A 19,297-nucleotide genomic window follows, 5' to 3' on the forward strand; every position below is an offset into this window, starting at 1 on the left:
CAGGAATAACGCGCAAAAGCTAATAAAATTGACGATCTAATTCGCTATTTTGTTAACTTATTCATGCAGTTGATAGATTAGTTAAAGAGTGATAACAATATGAGTGATGAATTGCCAGGAAGTTTTTCCAAACTGTACAAATACGTCAGGCAAATGGAACGTCGTATCATCAAATTACGACACATGACACTTTTTCACCGACCAATTCTGAGAGTTGTAAGTTTTGTGTTGATTTTTGTACTACTTATACCTCTCATTACTGCTGGGATCTTGCTGATCAACCGCACTCACACACAGTATGTTCTTCTCACGGGACCGGTGGGGAGCACAACAGCTTATATAGCTCCCCGAATCCAATCAATCCTTGAAGCGCCGGAATCGATTGAACAACTGCTCCACATCAATATCGTGCCTAATTTTGAGTTGCGCCCATCTTGTGGAGGTCTTGATACCAATGCGCAGATAAATGCTGGTGTGGCTCACCTTGGGTTTGCTGAGGATGGTTTTATCGGAAACTCGACCTCGTTTTCGTATTGCTCATCAGGTTCAAAACAGATTCAAGCAAATACGGAGAATACGGGAGAAACCAAGAAAGTCCGTGTATTGCTGAATTTATATAAATCCCCTCTCCATGTAATCGTACGTTCAAAGCTGAAACTCAATGATCTTCAAGAAATTCCATCCGGTACTAAGGCCTATCTTGGCGGAGACGGAAGTTCGACGTATTCTGTTACCCAATTAATCGTGGAACATTTTGGCCTGAATATTGATCGGAAAGGCCATGCGTTGAATTTCAATCAAGCTGCACAAGCACTTGTCGATGGGGAGTTCGACGTCGCTTTCTTTCTAGCCGGACTCCATAACGAAGTTTTAAAATCCCTTCTACAACAAGGTAGTGAGTTCCAGCTATTGCCTATCGCAAAAACCGAGAGCTTGCGAACACTCTTCCCATACCTTGAATCACTGCAAATTCCGCCCGCAGTTTATACGAATGTTCAGAGTGAGGTCGAAACCATTGGCACTCATACCGTTCTGGTGGCATCAACTGCACTCAGAGATTACGAAGCTTACGAAATAACAAAGAAAATAGCTGTGCATATCCAGGACCTCCTCTGGGATGTGCCTCTCAATTCAGCACGCATTATTGATAATGATCCCTCAAAGGACTTATTTTATCCAATTCATGATGGTGCTCGCCGCTTTTTTACTCATAACCCACCATTTTTCCTGGATATAGCCATGCTAACGGGCATTGGCGCTTATTTCTCAGTGATCTACGCTTTCTATGTCATGTTAATTGAATTCGTCAAAGGCTATCGCATGTATCGATTCCAAACAACCATTGATTTGATCACGGAGCATGCGCAAATACTTGGAGATTCAACAAAATCGACGCTACTTGATACACATCTTCAGAAGTTCCGACGTGTCGCACTGCGGCTTATGCGGCATAAGAAGATCACATACGAAGAATTCAATTATATTGAGGATTATATAAAAGCGTACAAACTCTAAAATAAGATATACAGAATTTTGAGATGCGTTGTCAAAAATGGAGTCTACACGCTTATTCACCTAGTCAGTTTTCAATCGGCACAGATGTTCAATTTTAAATCGGTATCAACACCCACCCCGTCTGTGTTGCCGCCAGGATAGCCAACGTGGTGGCATAACCGAAAAAAGCACCCGCCAGAAAGCCGCGGATCAGTAGCTGTTTAACTGGCAAACACGCTTTCTTGGCGCCTGCCTGCAACATATTTTCGACGATTTCTTCCGGTTTCATATATGCCACGTCATACACTCCCTGGGTCACAAGTTCTCAAATCCGAGGCATGCGATTTGAGCGCATAATCAGGCTGAATTCGCTTCTGAATGCATGGAAAGTCGTGTTACCTCGAATCTATTTCAGGCAAGAAAATTTGCAGCAGATCATTGAGAAAACGTCTGCCCAGCACAGTAGGTTTGATACGGTGATAATCGTGCACCAGCAGGCCGCGATGTTCGGCTTCGTCCAATTGTTGCTGCACGACAGTGATGGGCAAGCCCGTGCGTTCCTGAAACAGCGTCGTATCAAACCCGCCATTAAGCCGCAGTGCGTTCATCATAAATTCAAAACCACGATCACTAGGCGTCAATTCATGCTGCGTTTGGGCCAGTGATTCGTGTGCATTCGCTTTGGCCAGATATTCTTTGGGCTGCTTGTAGCGCATCTGGCGCACGATTTTATCGGCAAAGCTGATTTTGCTGTGCGCACCCGCACCAATGCCCAGATAATCCCCAAATAACCAATAATTCAGGTTATGGCGTGATTCCTTTCCTGCCTGCGCAAATGCTGACGTTTCATAGTGACGGTACTGATGGCGCGCGGTGGTTTGCTCGATCATGTCCTGCATTGCCGCCGCCTGCTCGTCATCGGGCAAATTGGGTGGAAAGCGATGAAACAGCGTATTGGGTTCCAGCGTTAAATGATAGGCTGAAATATGCGTAACTCCCAGACTGCACGCGGTTTCAATATCCGCCTGTGCTGCCGTCAGTGTTTGCCCGGGCAATGCATACATCAGATCAAGATTGATATTGTCAAAATTCTTGAGCGCGATTTCCACCGCACGATGCGCTTCCTGATCATCGTGCACACGGCCTAATGCCCTCAAGTGTTGCGGATTAAAGCTTTGTATGCCGATCGACAAGCGATTGATGCCAGCCGCACGAAAATCGGCAAATTTTTGCGCTTCAAAGGTGCCGGGATTGGCTTCCATTGTGACTTCGGCAAAATGTTCCAGCGGCAACAATGTGCGCACTGCCGTCAAGATCGTATCAATCGCTTTGGCACTGAATAAACTGGGTGTGCCGCCACCAAAAAATACGCTGCTCAAGCGCCGTCCCCAAACATCTGCCAACGCGAATTCGAGATCGCGTATCAGTGCCGCAACATATTCATCCTCGGGTGCTTGACTGCCCTCCCCGCGAATTTCATGCGAATTAAAATCACAATAGGGGCATTTTTTTAAGCACCACGGAATATGAATATACAAACTCAGTGGCGGCAGTGATTTGAGCTTAGGCGATTGCAAGTCCAATGATATCGTACCCGGAAATGGCTTACCCAACCTTGCGCAAGGTCAATAGCGGCGGGCTTGACAGCGCCGAACGCGTACCCAGCAAGCCGGCCAGCAAAACGCCGATCACGCCGACAACTGTACCGATTAGCCAGATCCAGGGATTAAACGTGTAGTCGAGATGCAAAATATGTTTACCGATCACATAACCAAGCGCGCTGGCGCCTGCCGAAGCAAATAATCCGGATAACCCGCCCAATATCACAAATTCAGCCGCCCAGGCGCGCGATAATTGCTCACGTCTGGCACCCAGCGCTCTGAAAATAGCTGCTTCATAAATGCGCTCATCCTGCGTGGAAGCAATCGCCGCATACAGCACGGCAAAACCGGCCAGCATGGTAAACAGGAAAACAAATTCAATGGCTTGGGAAACTTGCCGAATCATTTGCTGCACTTGATTGATGACCACGGCCACATCAACCACCAGAATATTCGGGAAAGTCCTGACAAGCTCATGAATCATGTCGACTTCTGTCGGCGGCACATAAAAACTGGTGATATAACTGGCCGGAAAATTCTCCAGCAAGCCGGGTGGCACTACAACAAAAAAATTAACCCGGAAAGTATCCCAGTCTACTTTTCTCACGCTGGTGATTCTGGCCGAAAAATGACTGCCCGCAACATCGTAAGTCAATTCATCGCCCAGCTTGACACCAATCGTTTTGGCAATACCCTCTTCAATCGACAACACGGCCTCGCGCGTATCTTCTTTCCACCAGGAGCCCTGAACAATCTGATTATCCAATGCCAACCGGTCCGCCCATGACAGGTTGAACTCGCGTCGGATATGCCTTTCAGCATGCGGATCATCAGTATAATCTTCCGGCGACACATTCTTGCCATTGATCTTGATCAGACGGCCCCTGACCATTGGAAACATGGGCGGATGCGCAATGGCATATTGCTGAAAAAATTCTTCCAGCGGTTCCAATTGGTCTGCTTGGATATTCACCAGAAAATGATTGGGTGCATCAGGCGGTAAGCTGGCATGCCAATCCTTAATCAGATCATCCTGAATCAGCGTCAACACCAGCAATGCCATCAAACCCAGTCCCAGTGCCACCGCTTGCAATACACTTGAAGCCGCACGGCGGCGAATGCTGGCCAAGCCGTACCGCCAAGCACCACCGGCTTGATGGCGCAAGCTCGATAAGACTTTGATCAACAACCAGCCCAGACCGCTAAAAATGGCAATAGCCGATATAAATCCCGCAACGATATATAGCCCCAATTTCAGGTCTTGCGCTTTCCAGATGAACAACAGCGACAAAGCTGCCAATCCCAACAAGTAGCCCGCCATACTATGCGCGTTCGATAAGCCGATATCTCTGCGCAATACCCGTAACGCGGGAACGCTGCGTAAATTGAGTACCGGCGGCAACGCAAAACCTACCAATAATACCAAGCCAACCAGCAGGCCGTGCAGTGCTGGCAACCATGTAGGCCAAGGCAGTGCGGTGTCGACAAGACCCGTCAACCAATGTGTCAGAATTTCCTGCGCTGCAAAACCGATCAAACAACCGATACTGCTGGCGATAATACCGAGTGCAATAAAATAATATAAATACAGACGAAACAATTGCTGCTGGCTGGCTCCCAGACTGCGCATCACTGCGCACCCATCCAGATGGCGCTGGGTAAACCGACGCACTGCTAATGCAATCGCCGCCGCAGCCAAGACAACACTGGCCAGCGCCGCCAGACTCAAGAATTTTTCCGCACGTTCCAATGCGGCCTTAATCTCAGGACGCGCATCCCGGATACCTTCGATTCTCTGCGTTTTGGTCAGCTGGGTTTTTGCCCAGTCGCGAAATTGCTGGACTCCCTTAACTTCGCCGGCTACCAGTAAATTATAAGAAATGCGACTGCCCTGTTGTATTAATTCAGTTTCCGGCAAGTCGACTGCATTCATCATGACGCGCGGCCCCATATTGATGAATCCCACCGAATGGTCCGGTTCACGCACAACTAATTCGGTTACGGTCAATTGTGTGGCACCGACATCAACTACGTCACCGCCTTTAAGATCGAGCCGTGTCATGACTTTCTCATCCACCCAGATAGTGCCTGGTTGTGGAATTCCGGTCGCCGCTTGAATTTGCGGTTGCGACATCAGATTTCTTGATGATCTGCTGGCCAGGTGAACGCGCCCACGCAATGGATAGCCTTCCGTGACTGCTTTAATCTCAGTCAGCAGATTGTTATCTCCATTGGAAACCATGCTGGGAAATTTGGTCATGGATGAAACCGTCAATCCAAGTTGACTGGCTTTATCAGCATAATGCTCAGGGAGGGGCTGGCTCGAGATAACCAGTAAATCTGCTCCCAACAGTTGATTGCTCTCGCGAGCAAGTGCCATTTCTACGCGATCCGCAAAAAATCCTACCGTCGTCAATCCGCTAATTGCGATGATCAACGCCAAGACCAAAACATTGAGTTCACCTGCGCGCCAATCACGACGGAGCATGCGAAACGAAAGCTTAAAATAACTCATGAACAAAAACGCCGCCTTGTTGAGAATATATGATGATGTTTATTATAGATGCTGCGATTCTGTGCCGCACCCAATTCGATCGCGATTGTTCACAACGATTGCCTATTTCACCAGCTTACCATCCGCCAATCGAATTTGCCGCGAACATCGCTGCGACAATGTTTCATCATGGGTAACCAGAACCAATGTCGTGCCATGTTCACGATTGAGTTCGAACATCAGTTCGATAATTTGTATACCGGTTGCCGAATCAAGATTTCCGGTCGGCTCATCCGCCAGCAACAATTTGGGATCCGTCGCAAAAGCCCGTGCAATCGCAACCCGCTGTTGCTCACCACCGGACAACTGTTTGGGGTAATGATGTAAACGCAGCGCCAATCCAACACGGTCCAGCAGTCGCCGCGCTGTCGCTTCAGCATTGCTGGCAGCAGTGAGTTCCAGCGGCAACATCACATTTTCAATGGCTGTCAGCGCAGGAAGCAATTGGAACGATTGGAATACAAACCCCAGAATCTTACCTCGTAAAGCGGCTCGGCTATCTTCATCCAAGGTAAAAATATCGATATCATCCAACTGAACTTTCCCTGATGTCGGCAAATCCAACCCAGCAAGTAGTCCCAACAAAGTTGACTTACCTGAACCCGATGCACCTATAATCGCAACCGCTTCACCTGCATTCACCTGCAAATCGATATCCTGTAATATCGTTAACTGTTTGTCGCCCGTATTGACTTGTTTGGTAAGTGCCTGAGTCCAGAGAATCGGTTGTTTAACAAGATGATCTAACATGAAAAAAAATTTCCTTATTATTCTGATTTTCTTTTTTACTTTCACTACCCCTGTCGCAGCAACGACGACAAAAACCGTTATGGTTTTTGGTGATAGTCTATCTGCCAACTATGGCATACCAATCGAAGCTGGCTGGGTTGCATTATTGACACAGCGACTTCAGCCTGAATTCGCTGATTATCAAATCATCAATGCAAGTATCAGCGGTGAAACAACGCTTGGAGGGCGCAAGCGAATCGAACAAGCGCTTGAGAAACACCGCCCTGAGATTGTTATTCTTGAGCTTGGCGCTAATGATGGTTTGCGCGGTGCATCTATAAAATCTATCTACGAGAATCTGGAAGCCATTATTAAAATATGTCAAAAAAATAATGCATTGGTTTTACTTGCCGGTATGCAGCTACCTCCCAATTATGGTATTACCTACACACAAAAGTTCCAAGCAATTTTTCCGCAGTTAGCTGAAAATTATCACATCAAACTAATACCATTTCTACTCGCTGGTTTCGGTGACAAGAACGATTTTTTTCAATCTGACGGTATTCACCCTAATGAAATCGCACAGAAGAAAATTGCAGAAAATGTTTGGGAAGTTTTGCAAACCATGTTTAAAAATGAACAGGTTGCCGCCACACCCGATATATGACTCGCGATAATTATATCACTTCATTTTCTTAAGGCTAACCCAATCAAGCTTGCAATGAATGATCCAATTGATCCACAAATTTCTGCAGATCTTTCGATAAAGGGGATTGTAGTATCATGCGTTCCATTGAAACCGGGTGTGTTATTTGCAGCGTATGCGCATGTAGAAACATTCGCGTTAAATGATTTCGACCATTTGCTTTCGCAAGTTGCTTGTTCATCTCAAAATTGCCATATTTATCATCACCAATGATAGGAAATCCAAGATGGGCAAGATGAACACGAATTTGATGTGTGCGACCGGTTTTCAATTCGGCGTCAAGTAAACTGAAATCCTTCCACGATTTCTGTAGCTTAAATATGGTGTGCGCCGGCATTGCTTTTGTGCCTGTATTCTCACCGTTTGATATCGCAACACGCCGTTCACCTGTAGCAGTTACATATTTATTTAAAGCCAGTGTGACATGTTGTTTGGCGTTATGCCACTCTCCTTGGACCATCACCCAATAATGCTTCTCTGTTAAACCTTCGCGAATTTGCCGATGCAGTTCAACGAGTGCACTACGTTTCTTTGCAAGCAACAAGACACCAGATGTTTCTCTGTCAAGACGATGTACCAATTCAAGGAATTTCCAGGATGGATTTTGTGCGCGTAATTGCTCGATGACACCAAAACTGATGCCACTTCCGCCATGAACAGCCATACCACCAGGCTTTTCAATTACCAGCACCGCATCATCTTCAAATATTTTCTTGAATGTAAAAAAATTTGCCGCAACCACGGAAGGTTTATGAGAAATACTTCTTTCAGCAATTTTAATCGGTGGGATTCTTACCATATCACCTAATTTCAAACGATAACTGGCATCTATTCGCTTACCATTAATACGCACCTGTCCACTTCTAAGCAACTGGTATATATGACTTTTTGGCACATCTTTATAACGCTTAAATAAAAAATTATCAACCCGCTGATCCCATACCTCCTCTTCGATGTATATTTTTTCTACTGAGCGCATTGAGAAGTTTCTTGTGTGCATAATTGTTGTTTTATTTATAATTTGTGCATTAATTTTAGTAAAAATTTGATTCTGCTTGTTTCTTTTTAGAACTCATACTGTAAAATTCATGTGTTAGTCAAAAATTGGACTTTGTTTATTTTGAAGTTCTATGACGTATCAATAAAATTGACGTAACGCAAAGTTCTATTTGGAATTTTATGTAAAATCTGTTACCTTAAACGAATAAATAAAGCAAGCACAAAAGATTCCCCTAGCCCAGGCATTAACAAAATAAAAATTCTCTACAAAAATAAATAGCAAAACAATATCCTAACAAAAAGAAATACATAATTGACAAACAAATATTATAATAAAACTGCAAAACCTAAACCTCGTCATTACAACTACGTATACCACAAAAATCTATCCGATAATTTCATGGATAGTGTACTTATAAATAGAACACGTAAGGTTTGTAAATGAAACGAATGTTATTTAACGCGACACAACCCGAAGAATTACGAGTCGCTATAGTCAACGGTCAAACATTGGTTGATCTCGACATAGAATCTATCAGCAAAGAACAACGTAAAAGCAATATTTATAAAGCTGTTATCACACGTATAGAACCTAGTCTGGAAGCTGCATTTATAGATTATGGTTGTGAGCGCCACGGCTTCTTACCATTTAAAGAAATATCCGCATCATGCTTTGGTGAAAATGCCAACTCCACAAACAGCCGTATTCAAGACCTGATCCAAGAAGGTCAAGAACTCATCGTTCAAGTTGATAAGGATGAACGTGGCAATAAAGGCGCCGCACTTACAACTTATATTTCACTCGCAGGTCGATATTTGGTTTTAATACACAATAATCCCAATAGCGGTGGTGTATCACGTCGCATAACCGGCGAAGAGCGCAACGACCTGCGCGAAGTCATTGCAAAACTTGAAGTTCCTGAAGGCATGAGCATTATCGCCAGAACCGCGGGAATTGGTCGCAGTGCAGAAGAATTGCAGTGGGATTTGAATTATTTGACACAGCTATGGTATGCCATTGAAGAAGCTGCCAATAATCAGGATGGGGTTTTCTTAATCTATCAAGAGAGTAGCTTAGTTATTCGCGCCATTCGCGATTACTTTAACCAAGAAATTGGTGAAATCCTGATCGATAGCCGTGACATCTATGAGCAAGCCAGCCAGTTTATGGCCCATGTCATGCCTGCAAATGTGGATCGCCTCAAGTTCTATCATGATGATGTGCCGTTATTTTCACGCTTTCAGATCGAACATCAGATAGAAACTGCTTATTCAAGGCAAGTTTCGCTACCATCAGGTGGCGCAATTGTTATTGATCATACAGAAGCGTTAGTATCCGTTGATGTCAACTCAGCACGCGCCATCCGGGGATTGGATATTGAACACACCGCACTGAATACCAATCTTGAAGCGGCGGATGAAATCGCGCGTCAATTGAGGTTACGTGACTTAGGCGGACTCATTGTCATTGATTTTATCGACATGGATGTACAGCGTAATCAACGTGAAGTCGAAGCCAGATTACACGAGGCATTACGTCAGGATCGCGCGCGCATTCAGGTAGGAAAAATTTCGCGCTTTGGCCTGCTTGAATTATCGCGTCAACGATTGCGCCCTTCGCTGGGTGAAAGTAACTATATCTCATGTACGCGCTGCAGCGGCACAGGATTTATTCGAGGAACCGATTCTTCGGCACTGCACGTATTAAGAATCGTCCAAGAAGAGGCAATGAAAGAAAACACCAGTGCATTGCATGTTCAGCTTCCAGTCGACGTAGCGACCTACCTGCTCAATGAGAAACGCGCGGAAATCTATGATATTGAAGTACGGCAAAGAATAAATATCATTCTTATACCTAATATTCACATAGAAACGCCAAATTACAGCATCACGCGCCTACGTCATGAAGATATAAGACCCAATGAATCAGTAGCCAGCTATAAAATGGTTGAGAGAAATACTGAAGAAAATAATTTAGTATTTACCGAACAAAAAGCCAAGCCTGTGCGCCCTCAAGCTGCGGTCCAAGGTATAACACCCGCTCAACCGGCACCTAATCGAGAGGATAAATTACGCGACACATCTTTATTGGATAAGTTTTTTAGTTGGTTTAAACCTGCCAGCACAGAAGAAACAAAAACCGACACGGAAGCCAAACAACTCAGCGACAAATCCAAGGCATCGCAGGATCGCGGGCGTACACGCAGCCGTCGCGGACGCAATAGAAATGAGCGCCCTAAAGATACTTCAGCTAGTAAGCAAACTAAACAAAACAATTCCGCCGATACAATTATCAGCGCCAATGTTCACAATAATGCTGCTTCTGAACAGTCTTCTCACCCAGTGGGCGCTACAGAGCAGATAAGCACAGCAAGAAAATCTGTACAACGACTTGACTCGAGTCGACAGGACACAGCATTGACAGAAGATTTGCCAGTAATAGAAAAAGACGATCCGACTTCTCAAAGCAGTTTATCAAGACCGGATGGGCAAAGGCGTGTACGTAGACATCGTGGTGGTAATAAAAACAGAGAACAATCCACCCGCGATAAAAGCGCTACTGAAAGTCAGGATGTAGAATTTAAGCACGCATCAAGCAGTACTGCTGACCGTGACAATGATTCGCTAAGTTCTCTACCAAGCACAGAAAAACTGCTATCGAATAGCGCCACAAGAAATGATACGATTTCTGAACAACCCATCGAACATAGCGATTCAACAGAAATTACTACTAAAAAACATCAAAGTAAGAAAACCAGAACTGAAGCGCCACTTGTTGATCATCATTCGGATACCGCTGACCAGCCGATCGCTATTGCCCCTACACCGTCAATACCTAAGCCCAGTCTTATTCAAGAGCCTCCTGATCTGCAGAAAAGCGGGCTCGTGATGATAGAAACGCCACCTGAAAAGGTTGAAGTGGCTACAGAAGATACCATCACCCCTAAGCGTCCCAGAAGAAAAGCCAAGGAAGCTGCTGCGACTGAAGCTGAACCTTTAATGCAAGTCGAAACACGCGAATAATCTGCTCGCAACACTGCCGCGGAGTACACGATATAATCAGGCGCATGTCATCTCAATGTGCCTGCTCCCAATTATCTCCGACACCGACCTGTATCAATAGTGGCACATCCAACTGCATTACCTGACTCATATAGTTAGGTAATGCATTCTTAATTAACGTAATTTCATCATCAGGTACCTCCAGCACCAGCTCATCGTGAACCTGCATGATCAACTTACTGTGCAATTGCTCCTTGTGTAGCCAATTACGTACGGCGATCATCGCCAGCTTGATAATATCCGCTGCTGTTCCCTGCATCGGCGCATTGATGGCAGCCCGCTCCGCGCCTTGTCGGCGATTTCCATTGGCATTATTGATCTCAGGCAACCATAATCTGCGTCCCAGAACGGTTTCAACATACCCCAGTTGCTTGGCTTTTTCCCGGGTTTGCTGCATATATTTTTCTACCCCCGGATAACGCGCAAAATACCGTTCCATATAAGCGCGGGCAGCACTGCGCTCAATACCTAATTGTGCCGCCAGGCCAAATTCCGACATACCGTAAATCAAGCCAAAATTAATCACTTTTGCGTAGCGGCGCTGTTCTTGGTCCACTTGATCCAGCGGAATTCCAAACACTTCCGCAGCAGTCGCCCGATGGATATCCTCACCGGCCGCGAAAGCTTTCAGAAGACCGTCATCTTGGGAAATATGCGCCATGATTCGTAACTCAATTTGCGAATAGTCAGCTGAAATAATCCTGTAACCAGGCTGCGCAATAAAAGCTTCCCGGATTCTCCGTCCTTCACTGGTACGCACCGGAATATTTTGCAAATTAGGATCCGAGCTGGCTAAACGTCCTGTTACCGCCACTGCTTGCGCATAGTTGGTATGTACACGTCCAGTATTGCGGTCCATCATTAATGGCAATTTGTCGGTATACGTCGACTTCAGTTTGGCGAGGCTACGATAATCAAGCAATAACTTGGGTAATGGATAATCTAACGACAATTGCTGCAATACATCTTCATCGGTAGAAGGAACACCGGTCGGTGTTTTCTTGATGATAGGCAATTTGAGCCGGTTAAACAGGATTTCCTGTATCTGTTTGGGCGAATTCAGATTGAATGGTTGTTCTGCGATGACATAAGCCTGTTGCTCCAGTACGTGCAATTTCTCACCCAATTCATGGCTCTGCTTCTGCAACAGCTTGTAGTCCAGCAACACGCCGTTGCGCTCAATTTCAAATAACACATCCAGAGTCGGCATTTCTATTTCGCGGTAGATATAATGCAGTCGCTCATCACTCTGGATACTGGGATACAAGGCCTGATGCAATTGTAATGTGATGTCCGCATCCTCCGCGGCATAACGGGTCGCGGTATCAATCGCCACTTCGTCAAAACCGATGCGGTTAACGCCTTTCCCCGTGACCTCATCATAGCTGATTGTTTTAATATCCAGATGGCGCAGCGCCATACTATCCATATTGTGCGGGCGATGGGATTCCAGCACGTAAGATTGAAGCAGCGTATCATGCACAATGCCATTCAATTGAATCCCATGATTGGCAAATACATGCTTATCGTATTTTAAATTCTGCCCCAGTTTAGGTTTCGTCGCATCTTCCAGCCATGGCTTAAGTTTGCTTAATACCATTTCCAACGGAAGTTGCTGCGGCACGCCGGCATAACTGTGCATCAACGGAAGATATACTGCATGCTGGCTTTCAATGCACAATGAAATGCCCACCAGTTTTGCCTGCATCGGATTTAGGCTGGTTGTTTCAGTATCGACTGATACCAGTTGCGCCGCATCCAGTCGGACTAACCAATCATTCAGTTCGGCTTCTGTAAGGATCGTCTGGTAAGTACCTGCATGGGTGTTTTCGTTATTCGCCGACGTCGTTTGACTGTCGCTCGAGATCATTACTGCGGATTGATCTGTGGTTATCTGCTGGCGCAATTCACGCAACGATGTTTTCATATCGAGCTGTTCGTACAACCGGATAAGTTGCTCGGTATCCTGAGGCTGATGCTCAAGATCGGTTATTTTAACCGGCAGATTCACATCACATTTAATCGTGATCAACTGACGCGCTGTATCAAACCAATCTAACGCTGCGCGCAAATGCTCACCCACAGTTCCTTTAATCTCATCGGCATGCGCAATAATATTATCCAGTGATCCGTACTGTGTAAGCCATTTGACGGCAGTCTTAGGCCCCACTTTCTGTACACCCGGAACATTGTCGGCCGTATCACCAACCAGCATCAGGTAATCCAGCATACGAACCGGCGGCACGCCAAACTTGGCAAGTACATTGGCTTCGTCCAGCATTTCATTGCTCATGGTATTTACCAGCGCAATATTTGCGTTTACCAATTGCGCAATATCTTTGTCGCCAGTTGAAATGATGCAGCGCATACCCGCTTTGGCTGCTTGTTGCGCCAAGGTACCAATGACATCGTCTGCTTCCACGCCGTCAATAATCAACATCGGCCAGCCCATTGCGCGAATACAAGCGTGCAAAGGCTCAATCTGCACAGCCAGATCATGCGGCATGGCAGGCCTGTGCGCTTTATATTCAGGATATAGCACATCGCGGAAAGTTTTACCTTTTGCATCAAACACACACGCGCTATAATCAGCGTGGTAATCCTTGTGCAAACGTCGTAGCATATTGAGTACGCCATGAATTGCACCCGTCGGTTCGTTGTTACGATTACGTAAATCGGGCAATGCATGAAAAGCGCGATATAAATAGGACGAACCATCAACCAACAACAATGTTTTCATTTATAAGATATTCCTATGAGTCTACAAGATAAACCAGCCACTCACTTATCTGTAGATAAATCCTGGTCAGCAAAAGAGTCATGGCGCTTATTCAGAATTATGGCAGAGTTTGTCGAAGGAACGGAGCGTCTTGATGCTATTCAACCCGCCGTAAGTATTTTTGGCAGTGCGCGCACTACGCCCGATAGTCCGTACTATCAGTTAGCCGAGCAAATTGCCAAGCAACTCTCTGATGCCGGATTCGCGGTCATTTCCGGTGGTGGTCCCGGCATCATGGAAGCTGCCAATAAAGGCGCCTACTTCGGCAAATCACCCAGTATCGGTCTAAATATTCAACTACCTCACGAGCAGCATCGTAACGCTTATCAAGACATCAGTCAGACGTTCAGGCATTTCTTTGCACGTAAATACATGTTTGTTAAATTTGCTACTGCTTACGTGGTATTACCAGGTGGTTTCGGCACATTGGACGAACTGATGGAAGCGCTGACATTGGTACAAACCGGAAAAACTCGCAAAATGCCCATCATTCTGGTCTACTCGCAATTTTGGCAGGGATTACTCGACTGGTTTCAGCAGATGCTGATTTCCGAAGGTTGCATCTCACAGGCAGACATGAGCCTCATTCAAGTCATTGATGAACCCGATCAAGTAGTCAATGCAATTTTTCAATATTATGAAACCAGTGGATTTGAACCCACTGTCGCTGAAAAAGAAGTTCAGCTCAATCTTTAACCGTCATCTATGATTTTAGGTAGAATACAAAATAATCCTGACTCACCGGGAATCGACATGTACCAACTTATTCTTATATTGTTCCTCAGCGCTGTGATCCCTGCTATGGCGCAATCCGATCCTCCCAAGCAGTCGAAAAAGTCTTCGCGGCCGGATAATTTGATACCGTTACCCGAAATACCTGAGTTACCACCGGATCCGGATCAGCCGCCGATTCCGCCGGATATTCAACCCGACCCTGAGCTGGAAACACAAGTCACCATCATAAAACGTGGAGAAGACACGATTGAAGAACACCGCATCGACGGCGAATTAATCATGATTAAAGTTATTCCACGTATTGGCCCACCCTACTATCTGAAAAAAAATACCGTTGGAAGCAATCCTGTACACACGGACGAAGCTGGTATCAATGTCAGTCCACCGATGTGGCAGTTTTTGAAATTCTAATGTCAATAAAGCGCGCAACAACACACGGCATAATGAAATTTCTCTGTTTCCATTTTTACGCTTTCTTATCCTGCTAATACATGTCTGTTTTCACACCCGTTACCGATAGCCAGCTCGCAACTTGGTTAACAGATTACGCACTGGGCCAATTGATCAATTTACAGGGCATCTCCTCTGGTATTGAAAATACCAATTATTTTGTCACGACGACGCAAGGCAAGTTTGTATTGACGTTATTTGAAAAATTGACCAACCGTGAATTGCCTTATTATCTGAATCTGATGGCGCATCTATCGCGGCATGGTATTCCTTGCCCTGCGCCGATTCCCAGGGTCGATCATACATTACTGGGCACACTGAACAATAAGCCGGCCACGATTGTTACTTGTTTACCCGGACAATCAGTCACACACCCAACCGTAACACAATGCACAGAAGTCGGCACAATATTGGCCAAAATGCACCTAGCAGGAAGCTCTTATCACGCCACAATGGATAATCCGCGCGGCTTAACATGGTGGCAGGCCAAAGCCCCCGAAATCATCCCTTTCTTGTCAGCCGATGAAAAATCGCTACTGACCGCCGAATTGAATTTTCAGGCATCGCGACAATCCATTGTGCTACCTCATGGTGTTATCCATGCCGACTTATTCCGCGACAATGTCTTGCTCACAGACGACACAATCGGTGGCATCATCGATTTTTATTTTGCCTGTAACGACACTTTCTTATACGATCTGGCAATTACTGTGAATGATTGGTGTATGACTGAAGGCAAAATGTTGGATGAAACCTATACACTTGCACTGATCAAGGCGTATCATGCCGTTCGACCGTTATCTTCAATCGAACACGGCGCGTGGTCGGCCATGTTGCGTGCCGGCGCTTTACGTTTCTGGATTTCCCGATTATATGACTATCATTTGCCGCGCCCGGGAGAACTAACGCATGCCAAAGACCCAACGCATTTCAGAGAAGTATTAAAAAATCATGCTACAGACATAGCCAATATAGAGAAACTGTGGATTTGAATCATTATTAGAAGCTGTTCTGTCGATTTAACTGGAGAAATATTCATGGAAATTCATCAAGTCAACGCCAAACAGGGATTGCAATGGATCCTAAGCGGCTTCTACCTGTTCCGTAAAGCACCATTGGCTTGGATAATGGTTTGCTTCACACTGGTATTGATCGCCATGAGCATGTCGTTCATACCGTTACTTGGGAAATTTGTTTTTACTTTAATCTCTCCAGCATTCTTGGCCGGAATCATGCTGGGCTGCAAAGATATGGAACAAGGCAAGCCGCTTGAGATTGCGCATTTACTGGCTGCTTTCAGAACCAGTCCGGCACCACTCATTACGATTGGCGGTGTCTATCTGATCGGGCAAATTTTAATCATCGGACTGGTCATGTTGATCGGCGGCTCGCAGATGACCGACATGTTATTATATGGAAAAAGAGTCGACGAAAGTGAACTGATGGGCGTAATGAGCAACATGCTGACATCCTCATTGATTGCACTGACACTCTCCATCCCGTTGATGATGGCCTCCTGGTTTTCTCCCCTGTTGGTGATATTTCATAACGTTCCGCCGATCGTTGCCATGCAAAGAAGCTTTTTTGCCTGCTTGAGAAACTTCATCCCATTCCAAATCTATGGCATTACGCTTATCGTGTTAACAATCCTTTGCCTGATGCCCTATGGCATTGGTTTGATCGTTCTGATTCCCGTCATGTTTGCCTCCATTTACGTCAGTTACAAAGATATTTTTCTAGCTGAGCGGCTTCAGTTCAAATACAACCAAGCTGATCAGGATTATCAAAAAGCCAACTGGAGTAATGGCGACGAAACATCTGCCCGGAGTGAAAACGAAACAAAACCGGATGCCATCACCACAGAAGACAAACCAAAAGATTCGAGCGAACGCGATAAATGAGCATTTTGAGCCCGTTTTTAATACCGTAGCAGCAACGCAGATAGTTTCTCAACACCTGCTAGACTGCGGTCAATTTTGCATATTCAAGCAACAACCACTTCGTTCCAGCATCGTTAAAATTGACTTGTACACGCGCTTCGCTGCCACTGCCTTCATAATTGATGATGACGCCCGTACCAAACTTGGCATGCAGCACAGTTTGTCCGATTCTCCACGCACCGCCGGCAGGTCTCTTCTGGCTATCGGTTGTGGTTCTTAGCGTAGCTGCTGCGGCTTGATTAGCGGTATTTGCATAGTAGGGATGCAGACTCATTCCAGGCGCCGATTGCAGCCATTTCAAACAGCTTTCCGGAATTTCATCTAGAAAACGTGATGCGATGTTATAGCGGGTTTGACCATGCAGCATGCGGCTTTGCGCAAAGCTTACATATAACCGTCGGCGGGCGCGTGTCATGGCTACGTACATCAGGCGTCTTTCCTCCGCGATGCCGTTCGCTTCATTTAAGCTGTTCTCATGCGGAAAAAGACCTTCTTCCAATCCACTCAGAAATACGCTATGAAATTCCAGTCCTTTGGCCGCATGAACCGTCATCAGTTGCAGCGCATCCTGACCGTTGCCGGCTTGATGCTCACCGGCTTCCAGCGAAGCATGCGCAAGAAATTCCGCCAAACTGTCATTTTCTGCTTCATGTACAAAACTGGTTGCCGCGTTGATCAACTCGTTCAGGTTCTCCAACCTGTCTGCACTCTCACGTTCTTTGGCATAATGCGCGAATAGCTCGCTCTGCGTCAGCATGTGTTCAACAATTTGAGGTAACGGCAACGTGCTACAGCCTTGCCTCATCGTCATAATCAAATGCACAAATGCACAAATGCCTTTTAAGGGTTTCTCCAGTTGCTGTGCAATGGCTGCTTCACCACCGCATTTTTGCAGTGCGGCAGCCCACAAACTTGCGCCTTGCACTTTGGCATCATCCTGCAATTGTTCCAAGCCGCGTGCGCCAATGCCGCGCGCCGGGAGATTAATGACGCGCAATAGCGCGCTGTTATCGTCAGGATTGGCGATCAAGCGCAAGTAAGCCAATGCATGCTTGATTTCCTGGCGATCAAAGAAACGCATGCCACCATAAACGCGGTACGGTATCGCGGCATTAAACAAGCTGTGTTCGAGCACCCTCGATTGCGCATTGGAACGATAAAGCAGCGCAATTTCCGATAAGGCAGTGCCTTCAGCGTGTAAAGTTTTGACTTCACCGACAATAAATGCAGCTTCATCGAAATCGTTCGGCGCATTGTAAACACGTATTAGCTCGCCCTTCCCTTCGGCAGTCCAGAGATTCTTCCCTAAACGTTCGCTGTTGTTTTCAATCAACGCATTGGCCGCATCCAGAATATTGCCGTGTGAACGATAATTTTGCTCCAGTTTAATCACCTTGGAGATGCCAAAGTCACGCTCAAAATCTTTCATATTGCCGGTATCTGCACCACGGAACGCGTAAATGCTTTGATCATCATCGCCAACCGCAAACACTGCCGCGGCACGCTCTGTGCCTACACCAGCCAGTAATTTGAGCCACTGATACTGCAATCGATTCGTGTCCTGGAACTCATCCACCAGAATATGACTAAAACGTTCACGATAATGCTTGCACAGAATTTGATTGCGACTCAGCAATTCATAACTACGTAATAGCAACTCAGCAAAATCGACGACACTTTCCTTGTAACATTGCTGCTCATAAGCCTGATAAAACTCCAGCATGCGACGCGAAAAGGCATCTTCCACCGTGACATAGGCAGCACGTAATCCGGCTTCCTTGGCGTTATTGATAAACCACTGCACTTGGCGCGGCGGGAATTTTTTCTCGTCAACCGATAGATCTTTCAGAATACGCTTGATCAAAGCCAGTTGATCAGCAGAATCCAGAATCTGGAAAGTTTGTAATAACCCTGCATCCTGATAATGTGTACGCAACATGCGATGGCACAATCCATGAAATGTGCCGATCCACATACCACGCGGATTAATCGGCAACATCGCGGTAATGCGTGTCAGCATTTCTTTGGCGGCTTTATTGGTAAACGTCACTGCCAAAATACCATGCGGACTTACCTGTCCCGATTGGATCAAATAGGCGATTCGCGACGTCAATACACGGGTTTTACCGCTCCCGGCACCGGCCAATACCAATACGGATTGATGCGGCAATGTAATGGCTTCGAGTTGCTGTGGATTCAGGTCGGATAGTAGCAAAGTCATGTAGCCAATGTGAGTGGATTACTGTG

General features: G+C 45.9%; 14 protein-coding genes. 7 read left to right on the forward strand and 7 right to left on the reverse strand.

All coding sequences use genetic code 11. The features are described 5' to 3' along the window. The first annotated feature begins 99 nt into the window (after positions 1–99). On the forward strand, positions 100–1,515 hold the full coding sequence (locus C8R34_RS03010; protein ID WP_110337708.1) for a TAXI family TRAP transporter solute-binding subunit: 1,416 nt from the start codon (positions 100–102) through the stop codon (positions 1,513–1,515). A 94-nt stretch (positions 1,516–1,609) separates the two neighbouring features. Here the strand turns inward: C8R34_RS03010 and C8R34_RS03015 are convergent, their stop codons facing one another. The 4 genes from C8R34_RS03015 to C8R34_RS03030 all read right to left on the reverse strand — a co-directional run bounded on the left by C8R34_RS03015 (position 1,610) and on the right by C8R34_RS03030 (position 6,399). After that, positions 1,610–1,792, reverse strand: a complete 183-nt coding sequence (locus tag C8R34_RS03015) for a hypothetical protein (protein ID WP_375342110.1) — start codon at positions 1,790–1,792, stop codon at positions 1,610–1,612. 97 nt (positions 1,793–1,889) lie between these two features. Beyond that, positions 1,890–3,107 carry a radical SAM family heme chaperone HemW gene (gene hemW, locus C8R34_RS03020; protein ID WP_258364328.1) on the reverse strand — a complete coding sequence of 406 codons (1,218 nt, stop codon included), beginning with the start codon at positions 3,105–3,107 and terminating at the stop codon, positions 1,890–1,892. Continuing rightward, on the reverse strand, positions 3,100–5,610 hold the full coding sequence (locus C8R34_RS03025; protein WP_110337710.1) for an ABC transporter permease: 2,511 nt from the start codon (positions 5,608–5,610) through the stop codon (positions 3,100–3,102). Before C8R34_RS03025 ends, hemW begins: the two co-directional genes overlap by 8 nt. Before the next feature lie 102 nt (positions 5,611–5,712). After that, on the reverse strand, positions 5,713–6,399 hold the full coding sequence (locus C8R34_RS03030; protein ID WP_110337712.1) for an ABC transporter ATP-binding protein: 687 nt from the start codon (positions 6,397–6,399) through the stop codon (positions 5,713–5,715). Here C8R34_RS03030 and C8R34_RS03035 point away from each other — a divergent pair. Next, positions 6,398–7,045, forward strand: a complete 648-nt coding sequence (locus tag C8R34_RS03035) for an arylesterase (RefSeq protein WP_258364329.1) — start codon at positions 6,398–6,400, stop codon at positions 7,043–7,045. The two genes, C8R34_RS03030 and C8R34_RS03035, sit on opposite strands and share 2 nt — an antisense overlap. Before the next feature lie 43 nt (positions 7,046–7,088). Here C8R34_RS03035 and C8R34_RS03040 read toward each other — a convergent pair whose 3' ends face one another. Next, positions 7,089–8,063: an RluA family pseudouridine synthase gene (locus tag C8R34_RS03040; protein WP_110337714.1), complete on the reverse strand. Its 975-nt coding sequence runs from the start codon at positions 8,061–8,063 to the stop codon at positions 7,089–7,091. A 461-nt stretch (positions 8,064–8,524) separates the two neighbouring features. Here C8R34_RS03040 and C8R34_RS03045 point away from each other — a divergent pair, with 461 nt between their 5' ends. After that, positions 8,525–11,107: an Rne/Rng family ribonuclease gene (locus tag C8R34_RS03045; RefSeq protein WP_110337716.1), complete on the forward strand. Its 2,583-nt coding sequence runs from the start codon at positions 8,525–8,527 to the stop codon at positions 11,105–11,107. A gap of 52 nt (positions 11,108–11,159) precedes the next feature. Here the strand turns inward: C8R34_RS03045 and polA are convergent, their stop codons facing one another. Further along, the gene (gene polA, locus C8R34_RS03050) at positions 11,160–13,886 is read right to left on the reverse strand and encodes a DNA polymerase I (RefSeq protein WP_110337718.1); all 2,727 of its coding nucleotides are present in this window, start codon (positions 13,884–13,886) and stop codon (positions 11,160–11,162) included. A gap of 15 nt (positions 13,887–13,901) precedes the next feature. Here polA and C8R34_RS03055 point away from each other — a divergent pair, with 15 nt between their 5' ends. The 4 genes from C8R34_RS03055 to C8R34_RS03070 all read left to right on the forward strand — a co-directional run bounded on the left by C8R34_RS03055 (position 13,902) and on the right by C8R34_RS03070 (position 17,011). Beyond that, positions 13,902–14,621, forward strand: coding sequence for a TIGR00730 family Rossman fold protein (locus tag C8R34_RS03055; RefSeq protein ID WP_110337720.1), 720 nt, complete (start codon positions 13,902–13,904; stop codon positions 14,619–14,621). Positions 14,622–14,678: 57 nt separating this feature from the next. Beyond that, positions 14,679–15,071 (forward strand): DUF2782 domain-containing protein, encoded by a 393-nt coding sequence (locus tag C8R34_RS03060; protein ID WP_258364330.1) that lies wholly within the window; start codon positions 14,679–14,681, stop codon positions 15,069–15,071. Between the two features lie 80 nt (positions 15,072–15,151). Then, positions 15,152–16,102: a homoserine kinase gene (locus tag C8R34_RS03065; RefSeq protein WP_110337722.1), complete on the forward strand. Its 951-nt coding sequence runs from the start codon at positions 15,152–15,154 to the stop codon at positions 16,100–16,102. Between the two features lie 45 nt (positions 16,103–16,147). Then, the gene (locus C8R34_RS03070; RefSeq protein WP_258364331.1) at positions 16,148–17,011 is read left to right on the forward strand and encodes a BPSS1780 family membrane protein; all 864 of its coding nucleotides are present in this window, start codon (positions 16,148–16,150) and stop codon (positions 17,009–17,011) included. Between the two features lie 58 nt (positions 17,012–17,069). On the opposite strand, the gene C8R34_RS03075 is transcribed toward C8R34_RS03070, so the two are convergent. After that, a complete protein-coding gene (locus C8R34_RS03075) occupies positions 17,070–19,271 on the reverse strand; it encodes a UvrD-helicase domain-containing protein (protein WP_110337724.1) in 2,202 nt (733 codons plus the stop codon). Between the last annotated feature and the right edge of the window lie 26 nt (positions 19,272–19,297).

Origin of the sequence: Nitrosomonas sp. Nm84 (assembly GCF_003201565.1) — a bacterium.
Lineage (GTDB): Bacteria > Pseudomonadota > Gammaproteobacteria > Burkholderiales > Nitrosomonadaceae > Nitrosomonas.

Excerpts from the sequence above, each read along its gene's own strand:
- C8R34_RS03010 (WP_110337708.1), top strand. The coding sequence starts at position 100 with ATGAGTGATGAATTGCCAGGAAGTTTTTCCAAACTGTACAAATACGTC.
- C8R34_RS03025 (WP_110337710.1), bottom strand. The coding sequence starts at position 5,610 with ATGAGTTATTTTAAGCTTTCGTTTCGCATGCTCCGTCGTGATTGGCGC.
- C8R34_RS03035 (WP_258364329.1), top strand. The coding sequence starts at position 6,398 with ATGAAAAAAAATTTCCTTATTATTCTGATTTTCTTTTTTACTTTCACT.
- C8R34_RS03030 (WP_110337712.1), bottom strand. The coding sequence starts at position 6,399 with ATGTTAGATCATCTTGTTAAACAACCGATTCTCTGGACTCAGGCACTT.
- C8R34_RS03040 (WP_110337714.1), bottom strand. The coding sequence starts at position 8,063 with ATGCGCTCAGTAGAAAAAATATACATCGAAGAGGAGGTATGGGATCAG.
- C8R34_RS03045 (WP_110337716.1), top strand. The coding sequence starts at position 8,525 with ATGAAACGAATGTTATTTAACGCGACACAACCCGAAGAATTACGAGTC.
- polA (WP_110337718.1), bottom strand. The coding sequence starts at position 13,886 with ATGAAAACATTGTTGTTGGTTGATGGTTCGTCCTATTTATATCGCGCT.
- C8R34_RS03055 (WP_110337720.1), top strand. The coding sequence starts at position 13,902 with ATGAGTCTACAAGATAAACCAGCCACTCACTTATCTGTAGATAAATCC.
- C8R34_RS03060 (WP_258364330.1), top strand. The coding sequence starts at position 14,679 with ATGTACCAACTTATTCTTATATTGTTCCTCAGCGCTGTGATCCCTGCT.
- C8R34_RS03065 (WP_110337722.1), top strand. The coding sequence starts at position 15,152 with ATGTCTGTTTTCACACCCGTTACCGATAGCCAGCTCGCAACTTGGTTA.
- C8R34_RS03070 (WP_258364331.1), top strand. The coding sequence starts at position 16,148 with ATGGAAATTCATCAAGTCAACGCCAAACAGGGATTGCAATGGATCCTA.
- C8R34_RS03075 (WP_110337724.1), bottom strand. The coding sequence starts at position 19,271 with ATGACTTTGCTACTATCCGACCTGAATCCACAGCAACTCGAAGCCATT.